18 protein-coding genes are annotated in these 18220 nt (G+C 71.5%); 13 read left to right on the top strand and 5 right to left on the bottom strand.

Translation table 11 applies throughout. From position 1 onward, the window contains the following. Positions 1-20 precede the first annotated feature (20 nt). Together BLT97_RS03730 and BLT97_RS03725 are read left to right on the top strand one after the other, a co-directional pair. Positions 21-806, top strand: coding sequence for a hypothetical protein (locus BLT97_RS03730; protein ID WP_093607166.1), 786 nt, complete (start codon positions 21-23; stop codon positions 804-806). A 195-nt stretch (positions 807-1001) separates the two neighbouring features. Next, complete coding sequence (locus BLT97_RS03725) at positions 1002-1946, top strand: LysR family transcriptional regulator (protein WP_093607165.1); 945 nt, start codon at positions 1002-1004, stop codon at positions 1944-1946. A gap of 43 nt (positions 1947-1989) precedes the next feature. Here the strand turns inward: BLT97_RS03725 and BLT97_RS03720 are convergent, their stop codons facing one another. Beyond that, positions 1990-3537, bottom strand: coding sequence for a FadD7 family fatty acid--CoA ligase (locus BLT97_RS03720; RefSeq protein WP_093607164.1), 1548 nt, complete (start codon positions 3535-3537; stop codon positions 1990-1992). 323 nt (positions 3538-3860) lie between these two features. Here BLT97_RS03720 and oxc point away from each other — a divergent pair, with 323 nt between their 5' ends. From oxc to BLT97_RS03695, 5 genes are all read left to right on the top strand, one after another. Then, complete coding sequence (gene oxc, locus BLT97_RS03715; protein WP_093607163.1) at positions 3861-5606, top strand: oxalyl-CoA decarboxylase; 1746 nt, start codon at positions 3861-3863, stop codon at positions 5604-5606. Positions 5607-5909: 303 nt separating this feature from the next. Beyond that, on the top strand, positions 5910-6221 hold the full coding sequence (locus BLT97_RS03710) for a hypothetical protein (protein WP_093607162.1): 312 nt from the start codon (positions 5910-5912) through the stop codon (positions 6219-6221). Beyond that, positions 6214-7395, top strand: coding sequence for a hypothetical protein (locus BLT97_RS03705; protein WP_093607161.1), 1182 nt, complete (start codon positions 6214-6216; stop codon positions 7393-7395). Before BLT97_RS03710 ends, BLT97_RS03705 begins: the two co-directional genes overlap by 8 nt. An 8-nt stretch (positions 7396-7403) precedes the next feature. Next, complete coding sequence (locus tag BLT97_RS03700; protein ID WP_093607160.1) at positions 7404-7985, top strand: hypothetical protein; 582 nt, start codon at positions 7404-7406, stop codon at positions 7983-7985. Beyond that, positions 7982-8539, top strand: coding sequence for a hypothetical protein (locus BLT97_RS03695; RefSeq protein ID WP_093607159.1), 558 nt, complete (start codon positions 7982-7984; stop codon positions 8537-8539). Before BLT97_RS03700 ends, BLT97_RS03695 begins: the two co-directional genes overlap by 4 nt. On the opposite strand, the gene BLT97_RS03690 is transcribed toward BLT97_RS03695, so the two are convergent. Beyond that, the gene (locus BLT97_RS03690; RefSeq protein ID WP_245769114.1) at positions 8536-9069 is read right to left on the bottom strand and encodes an HAD domain-containing protein; all 534 of its coding nucleotides are present in this window, start codon (positions 9067-9069) and stop codon (positions 8536-8538) included. The genes BLT97_RS03695 and BLT97_RS03690 overlap by 4 nt on opposite strands. A 42-nt stretch (positions 9070-9111) precedes the next feature. After that, positions 9112-9711, bottom strand: coding sequence for a gamma carbonic anhydrase family protein (locus BLT97_RS03685; protein WP_093607158.1), 600 nt, complete (start codon positions 9709-9711; stop codon positions 9112-9114). A gap of 256 nt (positions 9712-9967) precedes the next feature. Here BLT97_RS03685 and BLT97_RS03680 point away from each other — a divergent pair, with 256 nt between their 5' ends. The 6 genes from BLT97_RS03680 to BLT97_RS03655 all read left to right on the top strand — a co-directional run bounded on the left by BLT97_RS03680 (position 9968) and on the right by BLT97_RS03655 (position 15773). Continuing rightward, a complete protein-coding gene (locus BLT97_RS03680; RefSeq protein ID WP_176953629.1) occupies positions 9968-10921 on the top strand; it encodes an ABC transporter substrate-binding protein in 954 nt (317 codons plus the stop codon). Continuing rightward, entirely contained in the window at positions 10914-11681 is a 768-nt protein-coding gene (locus BLT97_RS03675) for an ABC transporter permease (protein WP_245769113.1), read from the top strand. Before BLT97_RS03680 ends, BLT97_RS03675 begins: the two co-directional genes overlap by 8 nt. Positions 11682-11695: 14 nt before the next feature. Next, complete coding sequence (locus BLT97_RS03670) at positions 11696-12538, top strand: ABC transporter permease (RefSeq protein ID WP_245769112.1); 843 nt, start codon at positions 11696-11698, stop codon at positions 12536-12538. Between the two features lie 6 nt (positions 12539-12544). Continuing rightward, complete coding sequence (locus BLT97_RS03665) at positions 12545-13297, top strand: ABC transporter ATP-binding protein (protein ID WP_093607156.1); 753 nt, start codon at positions 12545-12547, stop codon at positions 13295-13297. Continuing rightward, the gene (locus BLT97_RS03660) at positions 13294-14550 is read left to right on the top strand and encodes a flavin-dependent oxidoreductase (protein WP_093607155.1); all 1257 of its coding nucleotides are present in this window, start codon (positions 13294-13296) and stop codon (positions 14548-14550) included. Before BLT97_RS03665 ends, BLT97_RS03660 begins: the two co-directional genes overlap by 4 nt. A 92-nt stretch (positions 14551-14642) precedes the next feature. Further along, the gene (locus tag BLT97_RS03655) at positions 14643-15773 is read left to right on the top strand and encodes a winged helix DNA-binding domain-containing protein (protein ID WP_093607154.1); all 1131 of its coding nucleotides are present in this window, start codon (positions 14643-14645) and stop codon (positions 15771-15773) included. 98 nt (positions 15774-15871) lie between these two features. On the opposite strand, the gene BLT97_RS03650 is transcribed toward BLT97_RS03655, so the two are convergent. After that, positions 15872-17203 (bottom strand): enolase C-terminal domain-like protein, encoded by a 1332-nt coding sequence (locus BLT97_RS03650; RefSeq protein WP_093607153.1) that lies wholly within the window; start codon positions 17201-17203, stop codon positions 15872-15874. A 59-nt stretch (positions 17204-17262) separates the two neighbouring features. Continuing rightward, positions 17263-18204, bottom strand: coding sequence for a 5-dehydro-4-deoxyglucarate dehydratase (locus BLT97_RS03645; protein WP_176953628.1), 942 nt, complete (start codon positions 18202-18204; stop codon positions 17263-17265). Between the last annotated feature and the right edge of the window lie 16 nt (positions 18205-18220).

The raw sequence follows: 18220 nt of genomic DNA, 5'->3' as shown, positions 1-18220 counted from the left end.
GAGCTCCCCGGGAGAACCCGATGCACCTGCGTACCACCACCGTGGCCGTCGCCACGTCGGTCCTGCTGTCCCTCACCGGCACCGCCGCCGCGGCCACCGCCTCCGGCCCGCTGCCGCCCGGCAACCCGCCGGCCACCAACTGCATCCCGACGGCCCACACCCTGGAGAAGGACGCGCCCGGCTACTACGACAAGGCGCCCGAAATGGGCACCGCCTTCTGGTTCTTCATGCAGAGCGGCACCGGCACCCTGCCCTTCGCCCCGGCCACGCTCGCCGAGCTCAAGCGCCTGAACATCAAGGTCGAGGCGGTGTGCCCGGTCGGTCCGCTCAAGGACGGCAAGGGCGTCTGGACCCCGGTGGGCGCCGTCGGCTACAGCAACATCAACTTCACCAACGGGCGCATCTGGTACCCGGGCGGCTGGAAGTTCACCAACACCAAGACCGGCCGCTCGCACAAGGTCGACGGCTTCTGGCTGCACGACTTCCCGCTGATCAACAAGGCCAGCGCGAACGTCTACATCGACGACAAGCCGGTCCCGCACGAGCTCGAACTGGCCCACTACAACACCGCCGAGTTCTACGCGGACCTGGTGAACCCGCGGGTCAACGGCGGGAAGATCTCCTTCGGGCCCCGGGACTGGAAGTTCAAGCTCTCCGAGTCGTACGCCAAGGAGCTGCGCGAGGTCCTGGGGGTCGACCTCAAGCCCGGCACCCACGTGATCACGCTGGAGATCAACGCCAACCCGTTCGAGGTCACCGCCATGCCGCTCAAGCCCGGCATGGAGAAGGAGACCGGCAAGAACTAGGCCCGGCGCTTGTACGAGGGGTCCGCTTCGGAGGAGGCGGACCCCTTCGGGGCGCTCGGGGCCGGCCTGTGAGGGAGGCGCTCAACTGCCGCCGTACGCGAACTGGTTGCCGTCTACTGTATGCAATCCGTGATCGCTTCTGTAGCGTAGCCATGGGGTCGTCACCCCGCGGACGCCGCGGAGGGAGGGGTTGCCGTGCTCTTTCGCCAGCTGGAGTACTTCGTGGCGGTCGCACGCGAACGGCACTTCGCGCGTGCGGCCGAGTCCTGCTACGTGTCGCAGCCCGCCCTGTCGGCGGCCATCGCGAAGCTGGAACGCGAGCTCAACGTCACGCTGATCAACCGCGGACACACCTACGAAGGACTGACACCCGAGGGTGAGCGGCTCGTGGTGTGGGCCAAGCGGATCCTCGCCGAACAGGACGCGTTCAAGGCCGAGGTGGCCGCCGTGCAGTCGGGCATCACCGGGACGCTGCGGCTCGGCACGGAACCGACCGCGTCCACCACGCTCGCGCTGCCCGTGGGCGCCTTCTGCTCGGCGCACCCGCTGGCCAAGGTGCAGGTGCGCTCGCGGCTCGCGACCAAGGAACTCCTGCGTCAGCTCAGGGAGTTCGAGCTCGACGCGGTGATCGGCTACTTCGGGGCCGACGACCAGGAGGGACTCCAGGTCGTGCCGCTGTACGAGGAGCGCTACATGGTCGTCTCCGGCGAGCAGCTCCTGCCCCAGGCGGCGACGATGACCTGGGCCGAGGCGGCGCAGCTGCCGCTCGCGCTGCTCACCCCGGACATGCGCATCCGCCAGCTCATCGACGACGTGCTCACCGAGGGCGGCCTGGTCGCCACCCCGCAGGTCGAGACCGACTCGATCGCCTCCCTGTACGCGCATGTGGGCGTGGGGGAGTGGGCCAGCATCGTGCCGCACTCGTGGCTGCGGGCGATGCCGGTGATCGGGCGCACCCGGGCGGTGCGCCTGGTCGAGCCGGACGCGCGGGCCCGGGTGTCCCTGGCCATCCACGCGGCCACACCCGGCTCGGTGGCGGCACGGGCCTTCGTCACCGCGGCCACCGGCCTCGCCCTCGACGAGTTCTTCGAGGGGTCGGTGTCGGCCGAGGGGCATCGGGTGCGGGCGGCCGTCGGATGAGAGCGGGGCAACGGACAGGGCCGGATGGCCGACAGGGCGGGACTCACGCGAACATCGCGCGGATCGCCTGCCGGTCCAGGCCGCCCTGCGCCGTATGGGGCAGAGCGCCGACGATCTCCACCCGGTCGGGCACCCCCGGCATCGCGAGGCGCCCCCGGCAGTAGTGCAGCACCTGCTCCGAGCCCAGGTACTCGCCCTCCCGCACGACCACCGCCGCGCCCACGCGCTGCCCCAACTCCGCGTCGGGCAGCCCGTAGACGGCCGCTTCGAGGACCCCGGGGCACCCCGCCAGGATGTCCTCGACGTACTCCGGGGAGATACGGCGCCCGCCACGGTGGATCAGATTCCTGATGCGGCCCGACAGGAACAGGTAGCCGTCCTCGTCCAGGCGGCCCAGGTCGCCGGTGCGCAGCCAGCCGTCCAGGAAGCTGCGGGCCGTCGCCGCCGGGTCCGCCAGATACCCGCGGGCCACGGCGGGCCCGCGCACCCAGACCTCGCCCTCGGTCCCCGTCGGGCACGGCCGCCCGTCTGCGTCCGCGATGCGCAGCTCCACCCCTGTGGGCCGGCCGGCCGAGGCGTGCTTGAGGAAGCCGTGCTGCGGCAGCGGTTCGCTGGTGACCTGGTGGGTGGACTCCGTCATGCCGTACGCGGTGAGCAGCGGGGCGCCGAAGGTGCGTTCCAGGGCGCGCTGGGTGGCCGTGTTGAGGGGTGCGCCGGCGCTGCGGACGAACTTGAGGGGGGCCGCCCCGGGCCCGGGGTAGTCGAGCTCCGCGCGTTCCAGGAGCAGTTCGTGCACAGCCGGGACCGCCGTGAACCAGGTGGCCGCCACGGCCCGTACGTCGTCCCAGAACGTGGCCGCCGAGAAGCGGCCGCCGTCGGGCAGCAGGACACAGCCGCCGCTCGCGAGCGAGGAGAGCAGGGTGGCGAGCAGGCCGTGGCTGTGGAAGAAGGGCATCACCGCGACCGTCGCGTCGCCGGGGCCGAGTTCGTACGTGCCGCAGATCCCGCGGACCGCCGCCGTCACGTTGGCGCGCGTCAGCGGGACCATCTTCGCGCGGTCGCTGGTGCCGACGGTGAACAGGACCAGGCTGTCGTCGGGGTGCGGGCCGGGGCCCCGCCGCCGCTCGCACAGATCGCCGGGCTCGAGCTCCACGGCCGTACGCGGCACATCGACGCCGAGCGTCCACGCACCCGGCACGTCGAGGTCCGCGGACGCGAGGACCGCGCGCGCCCCCAACCCCTCGATCCGGTCGGCCAGTTGACCCGCGGCCCACCCCGGATCGACCGGCGCCGCCACCAGCCCCGCGCGCGCCGTGCCCAGCAGGCCCACGACGAACTCCACGGTGTCGGCGCACACGAGCGCCACCGTGTCGCCGCGTCGCAGCCCGGCGCGTGCGAGCCGCCGCGCCGCGTCGTCGACCAGGGTGTCGAGTGCGCGGTATGTGAGGCGGACGCGGTCGGCCGTGACCACCAGCGCCGTCGCCGCGGGCCGCTCCCGTACGGACTGGTCGAGCAGATCCGCGAGGCCGGTCAGGGCCGGCGGGCGGTGCAGCGACACACCCCGCACGGACGCCGCGGTCGACACGGCCATGACCACCACCTCTTCGTACGGGACGCGAACGGGACACACCCGGTCGGGACGGCGAACGGGACACACCCGATCGCAACGACGAACGGGACACACCCGATAGCGAGACTGCGCGGCCGATCCGCGCACGTCCAATACGCACTGGCGAACACCCGATAGCAGGCGCTTATCAAACGGTCCGAACTCCCAGGTGGCGGGCGGGAGTCGAGCGCTCGATAGACGCCGTCTATCGGCTGGTCGCCGAAAGGTCTTGGACGGCCGCGAGCGGGGTGCGCAAGGTGAGACGAGTAGCCGCACGTACCACCGCCCAAGGAGGAGCTCGGACCATGACCGACACTGCTGCTGCCACCGACACCGCGGCGAGCGCTGAAGCCGAGGCCGAGCTCACCGACGGCTATCACCTCGTCGTCGACGCGCTCAAACTCAACGACGTCGAGACGATCTACGGGGTCGTCGGCATCCCGATCACCGACCTCGCCCGCCTCGCACAGGCCGAGGGCATCCGCTACGTGGGCTTCCGGCACGAGTCCAACGCGGGCCACGCAGCCGCCATCGCCGGCTACCTCACCAAGAAGCCCGGCATCGCGCTGACCGTATCGGCGCCCGGGTTCCTGAACGGACTCGTGGCCCTCGCCAACGCCACCACCAACTGCTTCCCGATGGTGCAGATCTCGGGCTCCAGCGAGCGCCACCTCGTCGACCTCAAGCAGGGCGACTACGAGGAGATGGACCAACTCGCCGCCGCCCAGCCCTTCGTGAAGGCCGCGTACCGCATCAGCCGCGTCGAGGACATCGGCCGCGGCATCGCCCGCGCCCTGCGCACCGCGATCTCCGGGCGGCCGGGCGGCGTGTACCTCGACATCCCGGCGGCCGTGCTCGGCGCGATCATGCCCGCGGAAGAGGGCGCGCGGACCCTCAGCAAGCTGGTCGACCCGGCGCCGAAGCAGCTGCCCGCGCCCGAGGCCGTGGACCGCGCGATCGAGCTGCTCGCCGCGGCCGAGCGGCCTCTGGTCGTGCTCGGCAAGGGCGCGGCGTACGCCCAGGCGGACGACAAGATCAAGGAGTTCATCGAGTCCACGGGCATTCCGTACGTCCCGATGTCGATGGCCAAGGGCCTGCTGCCCGACGGGCACGAGCAGTCCGCGGCCGCCGCGCGCTCGCTCGCCCTGAAGCGGGCCGACGTGGTGCTCCTGATGGGCGCGCGCCTCAACTGGCTCCTGAACCACGGCGAGCGGGGCTGGAACCCGGACGCCAAGTTCATCCAGATCGACATCGAGCCCAAGGAGATGGACTCCAACCAGCCGATCGCCGCACCGCTCGTCGGCGACATCGAATCGGTGCTCGACGCGCTCGCCGAGCGCACCAAGCCCGGCCAGATCAGCGCCCCGCAGGCCTGGAAGGACGAGCTCGGCGCCAAGAAGGCCGACAACACCGCGAAGATGGCCAAGCGCCTGGAGGCGGACCCGCACCCGATGGCGTTCATGAACGCGCTCAAGGCGGTACGGGACGTCCTGCGCGAGCGCCCGGAGGTGTACCTCGTCAACGAGGGCGCCAACGCCCTGGACATCACGCGCAACGTCATCGACATGAGCGTGCCGCGCCACCGACTCGACAGCGGCACCTGGGGCGTCATGGGCATCGGCATGGGATACGCCATCGCCGCCGCCGTGGAGACCGGGCAGCCCGTGGTCGCGGTCGAGGGCGACAGCGCCTTCGGGTTCAGCGGCATGGACCTGGAGACCATCTGCCGCTACAAGCTGCCCGTCGTCACCGTCATCATGAACAACGGCGGGGTGTACAAGGGGAACGAGGCCAGCGGCGGCGGCTCCGCCGACCCGTCCCCGACCACCCTGATGAGCGCGGCCCGGCACGACCAGATGATCGAGGCCTTCGGCGGCAAGGGCTACCGCGCCACCACCCCGGCCGAGATCACGGCGGCCCTCACCGAGGCGCTGGCCTCCGGCGGCCCCGCCCTGATCGACTGCGTCATCGACCCCTCGGCCGGCACGGAGAGCGGCCACATCGCCCACCTCAACCCGAAGGGTCTGGGCAACTTCGGCGCCAAGAAGTAGCAACTCCCAAGCGGCTGCGCGCACGAGCGGGCCGGGTGCTTCCCTGTGCGGGGAGCGCCCGGCCCGCTTGCCGTCTTGCCGTCTTGCCGTCTTGCCGTCTTGCCGTCTTGCCGTCCTGCCGTCCTGCCGTCCTGCCGTCCTGCCGTCCTGCCGTCCTGGCGCTCGACTCTGCCCACCACCTGTCCGGGCGACACCAGGGACTGGTCCGTCGGGGGCGCCCCGGCCCTTCCTCACCGGACCGATCCCCGTACGGGTGACACCGGATTGTCCGATGAGCCGCGCGCTCTGCCAGGGTGCTCCGCCATGACAGACGATCACTCGGACCTGCGGGTGCGGACCAGCGAACTGGGCCGCTTCGCGAAGGCCCTGGCCGACTCGGTGGACTCCCTGGCCGAGGCCCGCCGCGCCCTCGACCACGTCCGGGCCGACCAGATCGGCACGGCCGAACTCGACGCGGCGTGCGACAGCTTCCAGGAGTCGTGGAGTTACGGCGCCGAACAGCTCGGCGCCCGCATCGCCGGCATCCAGTCCGCGGTCGCACTCAGCCACAACGGCTACGTCGAACTGAACCGGGCGATCGCGGAGGCGCTGAAGGCGGTGCGGACGGATGGCTGAATCGGAGTACCCGAACCTCGGATTCGACCCGGTCCCCGGAAACCCCGCGGAGATCTCCGCCCTCCAGAAACAGGTGGCCAAGGCGGCGAAGGCCCTGGGCACCTCCCACGAACTGGTCGACCGCCTGCAGCGCTCGTCCACCTCGTGGAAGGGCGAGGGCGGCGACGCCTTCCGCCGCGCCCTCACCCAGGACCTTCCGCAACGACTCCGGTCGGCCCACGAGTCCCTGTCGAAGGCCTCGTCGGCCCTGCTCCGCTGGCACGACGGCGTCGTCGCCCGCCGCACGACGGCCCGCGACTACGAATCCCGCGCGGCCCGCGCGACCTCGGCCCTCACGGCCGCGGCATCCCACGCGACGGAGGACCCCGAGGGCCTGGAACGCGCCCGTGATGCGGTGGCCGATGTGCTGCGGCTTGCGCGGGAGTTGGAGGGGGTGCACCTGGAGGGTGCCCGGGAAGTGGGGCGGGCTTTGGAGGGGGCGGGGGAGGGGGCTCCGGAGGAGCCGGGGGTTCTTGATGAGATCGTCGAGTTCATCGACGAAGATCTCGGCGACTACCTGGCTCTGGGCGCCTCGCTCGCCGGGCTCGCTGCGGTTGTCGCCACCACCCCGGTAGGTGTGGCGATCGCGCTGACCATCGCCTCGACAGCGAGCATCGGAGCGCTCGGCCTCCACGCGCGAGATCCGAAGACCACGGGAGCGATCAAACGTGGCTTCACGGAGGGCAAGTTCGATGCCGAGTTCTGGAACAGCACTGTCACGCTCGCCGGCGACGCGCTGGGAGCCCTGCCGATCGTCGGCACGGCCGCCCACGGCGCCAAGGGCGCGGCCGCGGCTATGAGGGCAGCGAGCGCAGCGGATGATGCGGGTATGGCCGTTGCACGTGCTGGCGTCACTGGCTTCAAGGACAGCGCGAAAGCGGGCGGCCTGGAGATCGCCCGGGTCAAGAACCCGCTGTCCGAGTGGGCACTGCATGGGGTGAGTCCTCGCACGAAGGAAGCCGTGGAGGTGGGCGTCTCGGCGACCGGTGTGGCGACGGGTGCCGCCAATGTCACTGATGCCAAGGACAACGAGACCTACGCGGCCACGGCAACAGCTGTCGACGCGGCACGGATCGCCTCTGACGACGCCCCATCCAACTTGGCTCGCATTTCGCGCGCCTTCTCCACGCTGTGAGGCTCTCGATGGATCGGGTTCCGCCGCTCTGGTTCCGGCTGCCCCCGGGGTATCTGCAATTCGACCAGAAGGAGTTGATGCCGCTCAGGGAGATGGATCCGGAGCTGGCGGACACCTTGGGCGGCATCCTGGAGAACGGCACCTTCTACTCGGCACTCGGTTTGCACAGAAGCGGACCCGGTGACGCAGTGACGACTTCGCTGTTCGCGCTGCAGGCCGTTCGGACCGCCGTGCGGAATCCGCAGATCGCGGCTGCCCGGGCCCTGCTCGTTCGCCAGGAGTGGCCGCACTGGACGGCGGACACCTTCGAGCTCCGAACGGTCGCGGGTGCGGTTCCGGCCGGTTTCACGGCTGGACTGCTCCAGTGCGGCGGTGACGCGGCAGTGACGGTCTGCCAGGCGGCGTGTTCGTTCCTGATCCCCGGCACGCCGTGCCTGGTCACAGCGACTCTGACCAGCTCCGACCTGACTCAGGCCGAGGTCTGCACCGAGATCCTCGGAGCGATTGCGTCCACGTTCAGCCTCGACGAGCCGAACCGCCCTCCTGCTGTTCGCCAACCGAAGTCTCGCCTCGCGGAGTTGCTCACATGACTCGCATTGCCCTCACCAAGACAGCCATCGACGAGGCCGCGACCGCGGCCGGGCTCAAGAGGTTGCACGCGCGCGGGCGGCGCTGGACGGCTGCGACCGCGGCAATCGCCCTGGCCGTACCGCTCCTGGCGGCCACCGGTGTCCCCATCGGCGTTGCCCTGCCCCACGCCATTGCCCTTTCGCTGATCTGCGGAGGCGCCGCAGTATGGCTGGCTTCCCTGGGCGTGTATCACGCCAGACACGCCGATCGGATTCTGCGTACGTACCCCTGGCAAACACTCCCTTGTGAGCACGTGGTGCACAGTGAGAACACAGAACGATTCCGGATCAAGACGACTTTCGCCAAGGACACACTGATCCTTCAGCCCGTTCCCTACAGCTACAAGCTGGAAGGGCGCTCAGGCGCCCACCCCACCACCATCTGGTACGCAGGCCCCCCCAGCGGCAAGGGCGTCGTCTCGCCCGTGGGCGGCCACTTCCCAGTCCGTGTGGTCCCGATCACCGGAGCGCACGGTCCCCAGGTCCCGAGCCGGCGCGGACGGCGACAGCGCTAGAGGCGGGAGGAGGGGGCCCGCAACCAGCGGGCCACCTCCTGGAGGTCGGCCTCCGTGAGGCCGAGTTGGGGATCGATCCGGTAGAGGAGAGCCGGGCCCGGGTGGGCGGATGCCACCCAGGCCCGGTCCGCGTCCGTGATCTCGTCGTCGATCCAGACGAAGGGGCGGCCATTCGCCCACTCCACGATCGGCCGGGTCTTCCAGTGCAGCCGGCCTTCCTCCCTGGTCCAGCCCAGAAGGGGCAGCGCCGGAAGGCCCAGCCGGGGTGCGACCTCCGTGTTCGCTTCCTCGCCCCATGTCGTTGCCCACACGAGTTCGCAGGGAAGCCCGAGCAGACAGGGCCCCAGGCCGGGGTCGATCCGGGCAAGGAGGGGGTTCGCGTCCGGTGCGCTCGGCTCGTGACCGTACGTCGCGTGGTCGCTGCCGCCGAACGGAATCAGCGGCCCGTCGATGTCGAGGAAGAGGACAGGGATGACAGGGAGGGCAGGGCGGAGGGGGCGGGCGGGGAGAGGCTGCGGCGAGGGCGTCACCGGGGCACGGTAGCCCCCAGAGAGCTCGGGTCACGAACGAGTTCAACCTTCCTCGATGACCCGGTCAGCCAGATGCGCCCCGTAATACTCCGACTGCCCCGACATGATCGTCCGCAATGACGTGCCGCGCGGGACGCCGTAGAGCGTGCGGGGGAAGTCCAGGGGCATCTGGACCGGCTGGAGTTCCTCGTGGCGGTCTGGGGAGAAGAGCTGGGCCGGGGTGCCGGCGGCGATCCAGGCGATGGGGACGACCGTGTCCGGGGGCAGGGTCGAGTTGGCGTGCAGGACGCTGTTGATGCGCAGTTCCGAGCGGGTGCCCGCGACCGCGCCAGGGAAGACCGAGACGCCGGTGGCGGCGAAGACCTCGTCCTCCAACGTCGCGCCGTTGATGTGGGCGTGCGGGCCGACGAGGACCGAGTCGCCGATGACGGCGGGGTGGTCGGCGCGGCCCCGGATCAGGGCGTGTTCCATGACGACGGTGTTCACGCCGACCCGCACTTCGCCGTCCTCCGCGGTGAGGACCGCACCGTGCAGGACGCGCGCCCCCTCGCCGAGGGTGACGGCGCCGCAGACTACGGCGGAGGGGGCTACGTAGGCGGTCTCGTGGACGACGGGCCGGCGGCCGCGGTGTTCGATCAGCATCACCGGAGCGTATGTCGAAGGGTGGGTGTCTGGTCGACCCCGGGGCGACAGGGGTGTCACGTACGGCAGTTGGGCGCGAGGCCGTCTGGGCACGCGTGTTCTCGCGCGCTACCCTCCCCGCGGGCATGCACATGACCGGTGCGTGGCGCCGTTGCGGCGATGAGGGGGAGCAGTCATGCGTCTGCGATTACTCCGATTACTCCAATTACTCCGATTTCTGCGATTTCTGCGATTACTGCGATTACGGGGTCTCGCGGTGGTTGTCGGGGCCGCGCTGCTGGCCACCGCCTGTGGGGGAGAGGGCGGGGGTGACGGGGAGGGTGCGAAGGGCGGCAAGGGGCTCGAGAAGCGCACGCTGACCGTCGGGACCATGCCCGTCGCCGACACCGCGCCGTTCGAACTCGCCCGGTCCAAGGGGCTGTTCGCGAAGGAAGGGCTGACCGTGCGGACGCAGACGCTGAGCGGCGGCGCCGAGTCCATCAGCCGGCTCAAGGCCGGCGCCCTCGATGTCTCCTTCGGGAATTACGTGTCGTTCATGCTGGCCGACACGAACAAGGCCATCGACGTCCGGATCGTCGCCGACGCCTTCCAGTCCGCTCCCGGGACGCACGCGCTCCTCGTGAAGCAGGATTCGCCCATCAAGTCGCTGGCCGATCTGAAGGGCAAACGGATCGGCGTCAACACCAAACGCAACATCAGCGCGCTGCTCGTGAAGGCCGCCGCCAAGGAGGCCGGGGTCGCGCTCGACGACGACAAGGCCTTCGCCGAGGTGGACATGCCCAACATGGGGACCGCCCTGAAGTCCGGCAGTGTGGACGCGGTGCAGGCCGTCGAGCCGTTCGTCACGCAGATCACCGCGTCGGGCACCGGCCGGGTCCTCCGCGACCTCGGGGCCGAGCCGACGAAGGACTTCCCGATCGCCGGATACGGGACCACCGCCGAGTTCGCCGAGAAGCATCCCAAGACGGTCGCTGCGTTCCAGCGTGCCCTCGCCGCAGCGCAGGCCATGGCCGAGGACAGGTCGCTCGTCGAGCAGACCCTTCCCTCGTACACGAAGATCACCGCGCCGGTCGCGAAGGAGATCTCCCTCGGCACGTATCCGACCGAGGTCAGCGAGGAACGGCTGCGCAGGGTCGCCGACCTGATGACCGAGTTCGGTTACGTGAAGGGCGAGGTCGACGTGCCGGGGCTGCTCATCCGTGGTGGCTGACCGGGCCCGGCGCGTCCTGCTGGGCGGCGCCGGAGTGCTGCTCGTGCTCGGCGTCATGGAGGCCGCGTCCCGTACCGGAGTCGTGGACGCGGCCTCCGTGCCGCCGGCCACCGAGATCCTCTCCGGCGCCGTCGAGATGGCGGCGGACGGGGAGTTCGGCGGGCATCTTGGCGCGACCGTGGCGGCGTGGCTGAGCGGGGTGCTGCTCGCCGTCGTCCTCGCCGTGCCCGCGGGCCTGCTGCTCGGCTCGGTGCCGGTGCTCGACCGGGCCGCCCTGATCGTGGTCGAGCTGCTCCGCCCCATTCCGTCGGTCGCGCTGATCCCGCTCGCGATCCTCGTGTTCGTCGAACCGGGGCGCGTGGAGCGGTCGTTGGTCTGCTACGCCTGCCTGTGGCCGATCCTGCTCAACACGCTGTACGGGCTGCGCGAGGTGGAGCCGGTCGCCAAGGAGACCCTGCGGAGCTTCGGCTTCGGGCCCCTCGGCGTGCTCCTCCGGGTGTCGCTGCCGTCGGCCGCGCCGCTCGTCCTGACCGGGGTCAGGATCGCGCTCGCCGTGGGCCTGGTCGTCGCCGTGAGCGCGGAGCTGCGGGCTGGGGGCGAGAGCGGGCTCGGCATCTATCTGCTCGCCACGCAGTCGGGCGGCGGGCGGCCCGACCTGATGCTCGCCGGCGCGCTGTGGGCCGGTGTCCTCGGGCTCCTGGCGAACGGCCTGCTGGTCGCGGCCGAGCGGCGGATATTCCGCTGGCGGGCCGTGCGGTGACGGGCAAGGAGGGTGTGGCGGGGAAGGAAGGTGTGGCGAGCGAGGCGGGCAAGGTGGGTCTGGCGGGGAGGGCGCGTGCGGTGCGTGGGTTCGTGGGGCGGATCTGGCTGGCCGTCCTGCTCCTCGCCCTTTGGGAGGCGGCAGCGCGGGCCGCCGGTGACCTGTACTTTCCGCCGCCCACCGAGATCGCCTCCACCGCACGGGAGTTGTGGTGGTCGGGGCCCGCCTCCCGGCTGTTCCTCTCCGACAAGGCTCTGGACGACTTCGGCCCCAGCCTCACGCACCTCCTCGCCGGCTGGGCGATCGCCGCCGCCGTCGGGATCGCGGCGGGCGTGGCCATCGGTCTGAGCAGGGTTCTGTTCGAACTGCTCGATCCCGTCCTGCAGTTGGGCCGCGCCATTCCGCCGCCGACTCTGATCCCGTTCTTCCTCGTCGTCTTCGGGCTCGGCACCGAGATGCAGGTGGCCACCATCGTCTTCGGGGCCGTGTGGCCCGTACTGCTCAACACGGTCGAAGGGGTACGGGGAGTGGAGCCGCTGTATCTCGACACCGCACGCGCCTTCGGGTTCGGCAGGGCGACGCGGATCCTGCGCGTGGTCCTGCCCGCCGCCGCGCCCAGGACCGCGGCCGGACTGCGGGTGGCGCTCGGCTTCGCCCTGATCCTCATGGTGATCGCCGAACTCATGGGCGCGGGCGGCGGCATCGGCGCCCACCTCAACGACGCCGAACGGGGCTTCCTGCCCACCGAACTATGGGCAGGAATAGCCCTGTTGGGTCTCATCGGCTATCTGCTCAACGGAGTGTTCCTGCTCGTCGAGCGCCGGCTCATCGGCCACCACCGCGAAAGGCAGGACTGACCGCACGTGCTGGAGATCAAAGGGCTCGGCCACCGCTACGCCGACGGCCACCGCGCCCTCACGGGTATCGACCTCGGAGTCGAACGCGGCGAACTCGTCTGCCTCGTCGGCCCCTCGGGCTGCGGCAAGTCGACCCTGCTGCGCTGCGTCGCCGGACTGCTGCGCCCGACCGAAGGGACCGTGACCCTCGACGGGAACACGGTCGACCGCGTGCCGGACGGCCTGGCCGTGGTCTTCCAGGACTACACGCGCTCCCTCTTTCCCTGGCTCACGGTCCGGGACAACGTGGCGCTCGTGCTGCGGCGCCGCGGCCTCGGACGGCGCGAGCGCAGGGCCGCGGCCGAGGAGGCGCTCGCCGCGGTGGGGCTCGCGGACGCGGTGCGCAAGTATCCGTGGCAGCTGTCCGGCGGGATGCAGCAACGGGCCGCCATCGCCCGGGCGTTGGCGTACCGGCCGAGCCTGCTCCTCATGGACGAACCGTTCGGCTCCGTGGACGCCCAGACCCGCGAGGACCTGGAGGATCTGCTGCTCACCGTCAGAGGAGGCGAGGGCGGCATGACGATCCTGCTTGTCACGCACGACATCGACGAGAGTGTCTACGTGGGGGACCGCGTGGTGGTCCTCACCGGCGCCCCCGGCACCGTCCACACCGAACTCCGCGTGGACCTGCCCGCACCCCGCGACCAGATCGCCACCCGCGAGCACCCCGCTTTCGTGGCGCTGCGGGCCGAGGTGGGCAGGGCGGTGCGCCGCCCATGACCCACGTCCTCGTCGCGGGCGCCGGCATCGGCGGCCTCACCACCGCCCTGTCCCTGCACGCCGCGGGACTCGGCGTGACCGTCGTCGACGCGGCGCGCTCCCTGCGGCCGGTGGGCGTGGGCATCAACCTGCTGCCGCACGCCGTACGGGAGCTGACCGAGCTCGGCCTGGGCACCGTACTGGCCGAGACCGGCATCCCCACCGCCGAGATGGTCCACTTCGACCGCCACGGCAGCCGCATCTGGGGCGAGCCGCGCGGCCGCGACCTCGGCTATCTGTGGCCGCAGTACTCCCTGCACCGCGGCGACCTCCAGCGGATCCTCCTGGACGCGGTGCTCGCTCGGATCGGCGAGGTGCACACGGCCGCTGCGGTCACCGGATTCCACGACGAGGGCACCCGGGTACGGGTGGACTTCGCGAGCGGCCGCGCCCTCACCGCGGACGTCCTGGTGGGCGCCGACGGACTGCACTCCACCGTCCGCGCCCGGCTACACCCCGGCGAGGGGCGCCCGTTGTGGAACGGGATCCGGATGTGGCGCGGGCTCGCCAAGACCGAGCCGTTCCTGGGCGGCCGCACCCTCGCGGTCGCCGGCAGCAACGAGACCGCGAAGTTCGTGGCGTACCCGGTGTCGCGGTCCGCCGAGATCCGCGGGCGGGCGCTCGTCAACTGGGTGGCCGAGGTACGGCTCGGCGGCAGCGGCAGCGGCAGCGGCAGCGGCAGGGCCGCCGCCGACTGGGACCGCACCGGGAAACGCGCGGACGTGCTCGCGCACTTCGCCGACTGGGACCTCGGCTGGCTCGACGTACCGGACCTCATCAGGTCCACGGGCCGCATCCTCGAATACCCCATGGTCGACCGCGATCCGCTGCCCCGGTGGGGCCGCGGCCGCGTCACCCTGCTCGGCGACGCCGCGCACCCCATGTACCCGATCGGCTCGAACGGTGCGTCCCAGGCCGTGCTCGACGCCCGCTGCCTCGCCCGCCACCTGGCGACGGCCGGCGGGCCCGAGGAGGCGCTGCGGGCGTACGAGGCGGAACGGCTGCCGGTCACCAACGCCCTCGTGCTCGCCCACCGCGACATGCCCGCCGACCGGATCCTCGCCACGGTGGCCCGGCGGGCCCCGCAAGGGTTCGAACGGATCGAGGACGTGCTCACCGAGGCCGAACTCGCCGGGATCGACGCCGCGTACCGCAGGACGACCGGCGCGGACGTGGCGTATCTGAACGGGCGGGAGTCGTGGTCGGTGGGGTGAGACCTGCGGTTCCGAGGTGTGCGAAGAGCGCTGCGGACGCCGCGCCACCTCAGCCGCGGGCCGCTGTCGTACCCGCCGTGCATACTGCCCGGATGACCCTCAGCGCGCGCCGCCTCGCCCTCGCCACCCTGGACCGCCAAATGCTGTTGCAGCGGCGGCCCTTGAGCGTGCCGGACGCGGTCCGGCAGGTCTGCGCGCTGCAGGCGCAGACCCCGGCCTCCCCGTATCTCGCGCTGTGGAACCGCATCGAGAACTTCGCCGCCGAGCAGCTCGACGCGGCCTTCGCGGACGGCCGGATCGTGAAGGCCGGCCTGATGCGGATCACCCTGCACGCCGTCCACGCCGAGGACTACCCGGCCTTCCATGCGGCGATGGTGAGCAGTCTGCGGGCCTCGCGCCTCTACGACCGCCGCTTCACGGACACCGGGCTCACCGCGGAGGACGCCGACACCCTGCTCGCCGAGCTCACGCCGTATCTGCAACAGGCCCGCACCTCCGCGGAGGTGGAGGCCGAGGTGCTCGCCCGGCGCGGCGCCGGCACCGAGCGCGCGTGGTGGGCCCTGCGCACGTACGCGCCGCTGCACCACGTACCGGTGGGCGGACCCTGGTCCTTCGGTCACCGCAACACCTTCCGTGCCGCGCCCGCGGCCCCCGAGGTGAGCGCGCGGGAGGGCGTGCAGCGGCTGCTGCTCTCGTATCTGCGGGCCTTCGGACCCGCCACCGCACAGGACTTCGCCCGTTTCACCCTGCTGACCAGCGCGGTGATCAAGCAGGCGGTCGAGGATCTCGGCGAGCGGCTCGCCCGCGTCGGCGGCACGGGACGGAGCATGCTGTACGACCTGCCGGATGCCACCGTCCCCGACGAGGACACCCCCGTATCGCCTCGGCTGCTGCCCATGTGGGACAGCTCGCTGCTCGCCCATGTGCTGCCGGGCCGGCTCATGCCCGCCGAGTTCCGCCCGGCGGCCGTGCGGCGCAACGGCGATGTGCTGCCCTGCCTCCTGGTGGACGGCCGGGTCGCCGGTGTGTGGCGGGCCGTCGGCGGCGGGCTCGAACTCACCGCGTTCCGCAGGCTCACGGCCGGCGAGTGGCGGGACCTTACGGAGGAGGCGGCACGCCTGGTGAGCTGGCTGGCCGACCGCGATCCGCAGGTGTACGGGCGGTACGGGCACTGGTGGGACAAGGGGCTGCCCGGCGTGGAGACCCGGGTCGTCAAGGGCTGACCGGGCCGGGGGTTTGCGTGGTCACGGGCTGACCGAGCCGGGCCCGGGGGCTTGCGTGGTCAATGGGCTGGGACAGGCCGCCGGGCACGGCCGCCCGCTCACCGCACCAGACAGGGCCGCTTCGGGTCGAACTCCCAGCCGGGGACCAGGAATTGCATGCCGGCCGCGTCGTCCCGCGCCCCCAGCGCCTTCTCCTCGTACAGCTCGTGGGCCGCGAGCAGCCGGTCCATGTCGAGCTCTACACCGAGGCCGGCCGCGTCCGGCACCGCGATCTTGCCGCCCACGATCCGCGGGGGCTCGACCGTCAGGCGCTCCAGACCCTCCTGCCAGATCCAGTGCGTGTCGAGGGCGTTGTACGCGCCGGGCGCCGCGGCCCCGCAGTGCGTCACCATCGCGAGCGAGATGTCGAAGTGGTTGTTGGAATGGCAGCCCCAGGTCAGGCCCAGCGCGTGGCAGAGCTGGGCGACGCGCACCGACCCCTGCATGGTCCAGAAGTGCGGGTCGGCCAGCGGGATCGACACCGACTGCAGGGCCAGGGCGTGGGTCAGCTGCCGCCAGTCCGTGGCGATCATGTTGGTGGCCGTCGGCAGACCGGTGGCCCGCCGGAACTCCGCCAGGATCTCGCGCCCCGAGTAGCCCTCCTCGGCCCCGCACGGATCCTCGGCGTACGCGAGCACGTCGCGAAGCGGTGCGCACAGCTCCACCGCCTCGCGCAGCGACCAGGCCCCGTTGGGGTCGAGGGTGATCCTGGCGTCGGGGAAGCGCCGCTTGAGCGCGCGCACCGCCTCGACCTCCTCGGCCCCGGCGAGGACACCACCCTTGAGCTTGAAGTCCTCGAACCCGTACCGCTCGTACGCGGCCTCGGCCTGCCGCACGATCGCGTCGGGCGTCAGGGCCTCCTCGTGCCGGATGCGGTACCACGCGTGCTCCGCTTCCGGTTCGCGTACGTACTCCAGGTCCGTGCGGTCCGGGTCGCCGACGTAGAAGAGGTAGCCGAGGACGCGTACGGAGGAACGCTGCTGGCCGTCGCCGAGCAGCGCCGCGACCGGCACGTCCAGGTGCTGCCCCAGCAGGTCGAGCAGGGCCGACTCCACGGCCGTGACCGCGTGCACGGTGGTGCGCAGATCGAAGGTCTGCGCGCCGCGGCCGCCCGCGTCCCGGTCGCCGAACCGCTCGCCGACCGACCGCAGGACCCGCTTGTAGTCGCCCACCCGCGCGCCGACGACCAGCGGCTCGGCCTCGCGCAGCGTCTGCGTGATCCGCTCGCCGCCGGGCACTTCGCCCAGGCCCGTACGGCCCTCGGAGTCGGTGAGCAACACGATGTTCCGGGTGAAGTACGGTCCGTGCGCACCGGACAGGTTGAGCTCCATGGAGTCCCGGCCGGCGACCGGGTAGACGGCGAAGGCGGTGACGGTCGGCTGCTTCGGCATGGCGTCCGTTTCTGTGGGAGGGAGCGGTCGGCTCCTTGACAGGGAGGAGTCGGCGGGGCTCAGGAAATCAACTTCAGGCCTGTGTCGAGCAGTTGGCGCAGTACGGCGAGATCCGCGGCAGTCGGGTCGGTGAGCGGGGCGCGGACCGGGCCGACCGGCAGGCCGCGCAGCCGGGCGGCGGCCTTGACCAGCGACACCGAGTAGCCCGGGACCGTGTCGCGCAGCTCGACCAGCGGGATGTAGAACTCGCGCAGGAGCCGCGCCGTGGTCGCCTCGTCCCCGGTCCGCAGGGCCGTGAAGAAGGCGTTCGCGATCTCGGGGGCGAAGGCGTGCACCGCCGAGGAGTACGCGGGGACGCCGACGGTCGCGTATGCGCGGGCCTGGATCTCCGCGGTGGGCGCCCCGTTGAAGAACAGGAACCCCTCGGGTGCGGCAAGCGTCAGACGCTGGAGCCGGTCGAGGTCGCTGTGCCCGTCCTTCAACCCGATCACGCCGGGGATCCGCGCGAGCGCCCGCACGCCCTCCGCACCGAAGGCGACCTGGCCCCGCTGGTAGGCGATGAGCGGCAACGAGGTGCCCGCGGCGATCCGGCGGACCTGCTCGACCAATCCGGACTCGGGGGCCTCCACCAGATAGTGCGGCAGCACCAACAGGGCGTCCGCCCCTGCCTCTTCGGCGATCCGGGCGAACCGCAGTGCCTGCGCCCAGCCGTAACCGACCCCCGCGACGACGGGCATGCGGCCCGCGGTGAGCTGCACGGTCGCTTCGACGACCGCGCGGTACTCGTCCTCGTCCAGCGCGTGGAACTCACCGGTGCCGCACGCCGGGAACACCGCACCGGGCGCGGTCGCCAACTGCCGCTCCAGATAGGCCCGGTAGCCCGCGATGTCGAGCGCGCCGTCGGAGTCGAAGCTGGTGAGGGGGAAGGAGAGGACCCCGCGCGCCATGCCGTCGCGCAGCCGCCCGGTGGTGTGCTCCGGCCGCGCCGTGATCTCTTCCATGACTGCATCCCCATAT

Source organism: Streptomyces indicus (assembly GCF_900100315.1).
In the GTDB taxonomy this organism is placed as follows: Bacteria; Actinomycetota; Actinomycetes; order Streptomycetales; family Streptomycetaceae; genus Streptomyces; species Streptomyces indicus.
Note: the sequence above shows the minus strand (reverse complement) of the source record. Positions and strands in the feature narration are given on the sequence as shown.

Coding starts and splice junctions, on each gene's coding strand:
- BLT97_RS03645 (WP_176953628.1), bottom strand. CDS start 18,204: ATGGAAGAGATCACGGCGCGGCCGGAGCACACCACCGGGCGGCTGCGC.
- BLT97_RS03720 (WP_093607164.1), bottom strand. CDS start 3,537: ATGGCCGTGTCGACCGCGGCGTCCGTGCGGGGTGTGTCGCTGCACCGC.
- BLT97_RS03710 (WP_093607162.1), top strand. CDS start 5,910: ATGACAGACGATCACTCGGACCTGCGGGTGCGGACCAGCGAACTGGGC.
- BLT97_RS03650 (WP_093607153.1), bottom strand. CDS start 17,203: ATGCCGAAGCAGCCGACCGTCACCGCCTTCGCCGTCTACCCGGTCGCC.
- BLT97_RS03705 (WP_093607161.1), top strand. CDS start 6,214: ATGGCTGAATCGGAGTACCCGAACCTCGGATTCGACCCGGTCCCCGGA.
- BLT97_RS03655 (WP_093607154.1), top strand. CDS start 14,643: ATGACCCTCAGCGCGCGCCGCCTCGCCCTCGCCACCCTGGACCGCCAA.
- oxc (WP_093607163.1), top strand. CDS start 3,861: ATGACCGACACTGCTGCTGCCACCGACACCGCGGCGAGCGCTGAAGCC.
- BLT97_RS03685 (WP_093607158.1), bottom strand. CDS start 9,711: ATGCTGATCGAACACCGCGGCCGCCGGCCCGTCGTCCACGAGACCGCC.
- BLT97_RS03660 (WP_093607155.1), top strand. CDS start 13,294: ATGACCCACGTCCTCGTCGCGGGCGCCGGCATCGGCGGCCTCACCACC.
- BLT97_RS03695 (WP_093607159.1), top strand. CDS start 7,982: ATGACTCGCATTGCCCTCACCAAGACAGCCATCGACGAGGCCGCGACC.
- BLT97_RS03730 (WP_093607166.1), top strand. CDS start 21: ATGCACCTGCGTACCACCACCGTGGCCGTCGCCACGTCGGTCCTGCTG.
- BLT97_RS03700 (WP_093607160.1), top strand. CDS start 7,404: ATGGATCGGGTTCCGCCGCTCTGGTTCCGGCTGCCCCCGGGGTATCTG.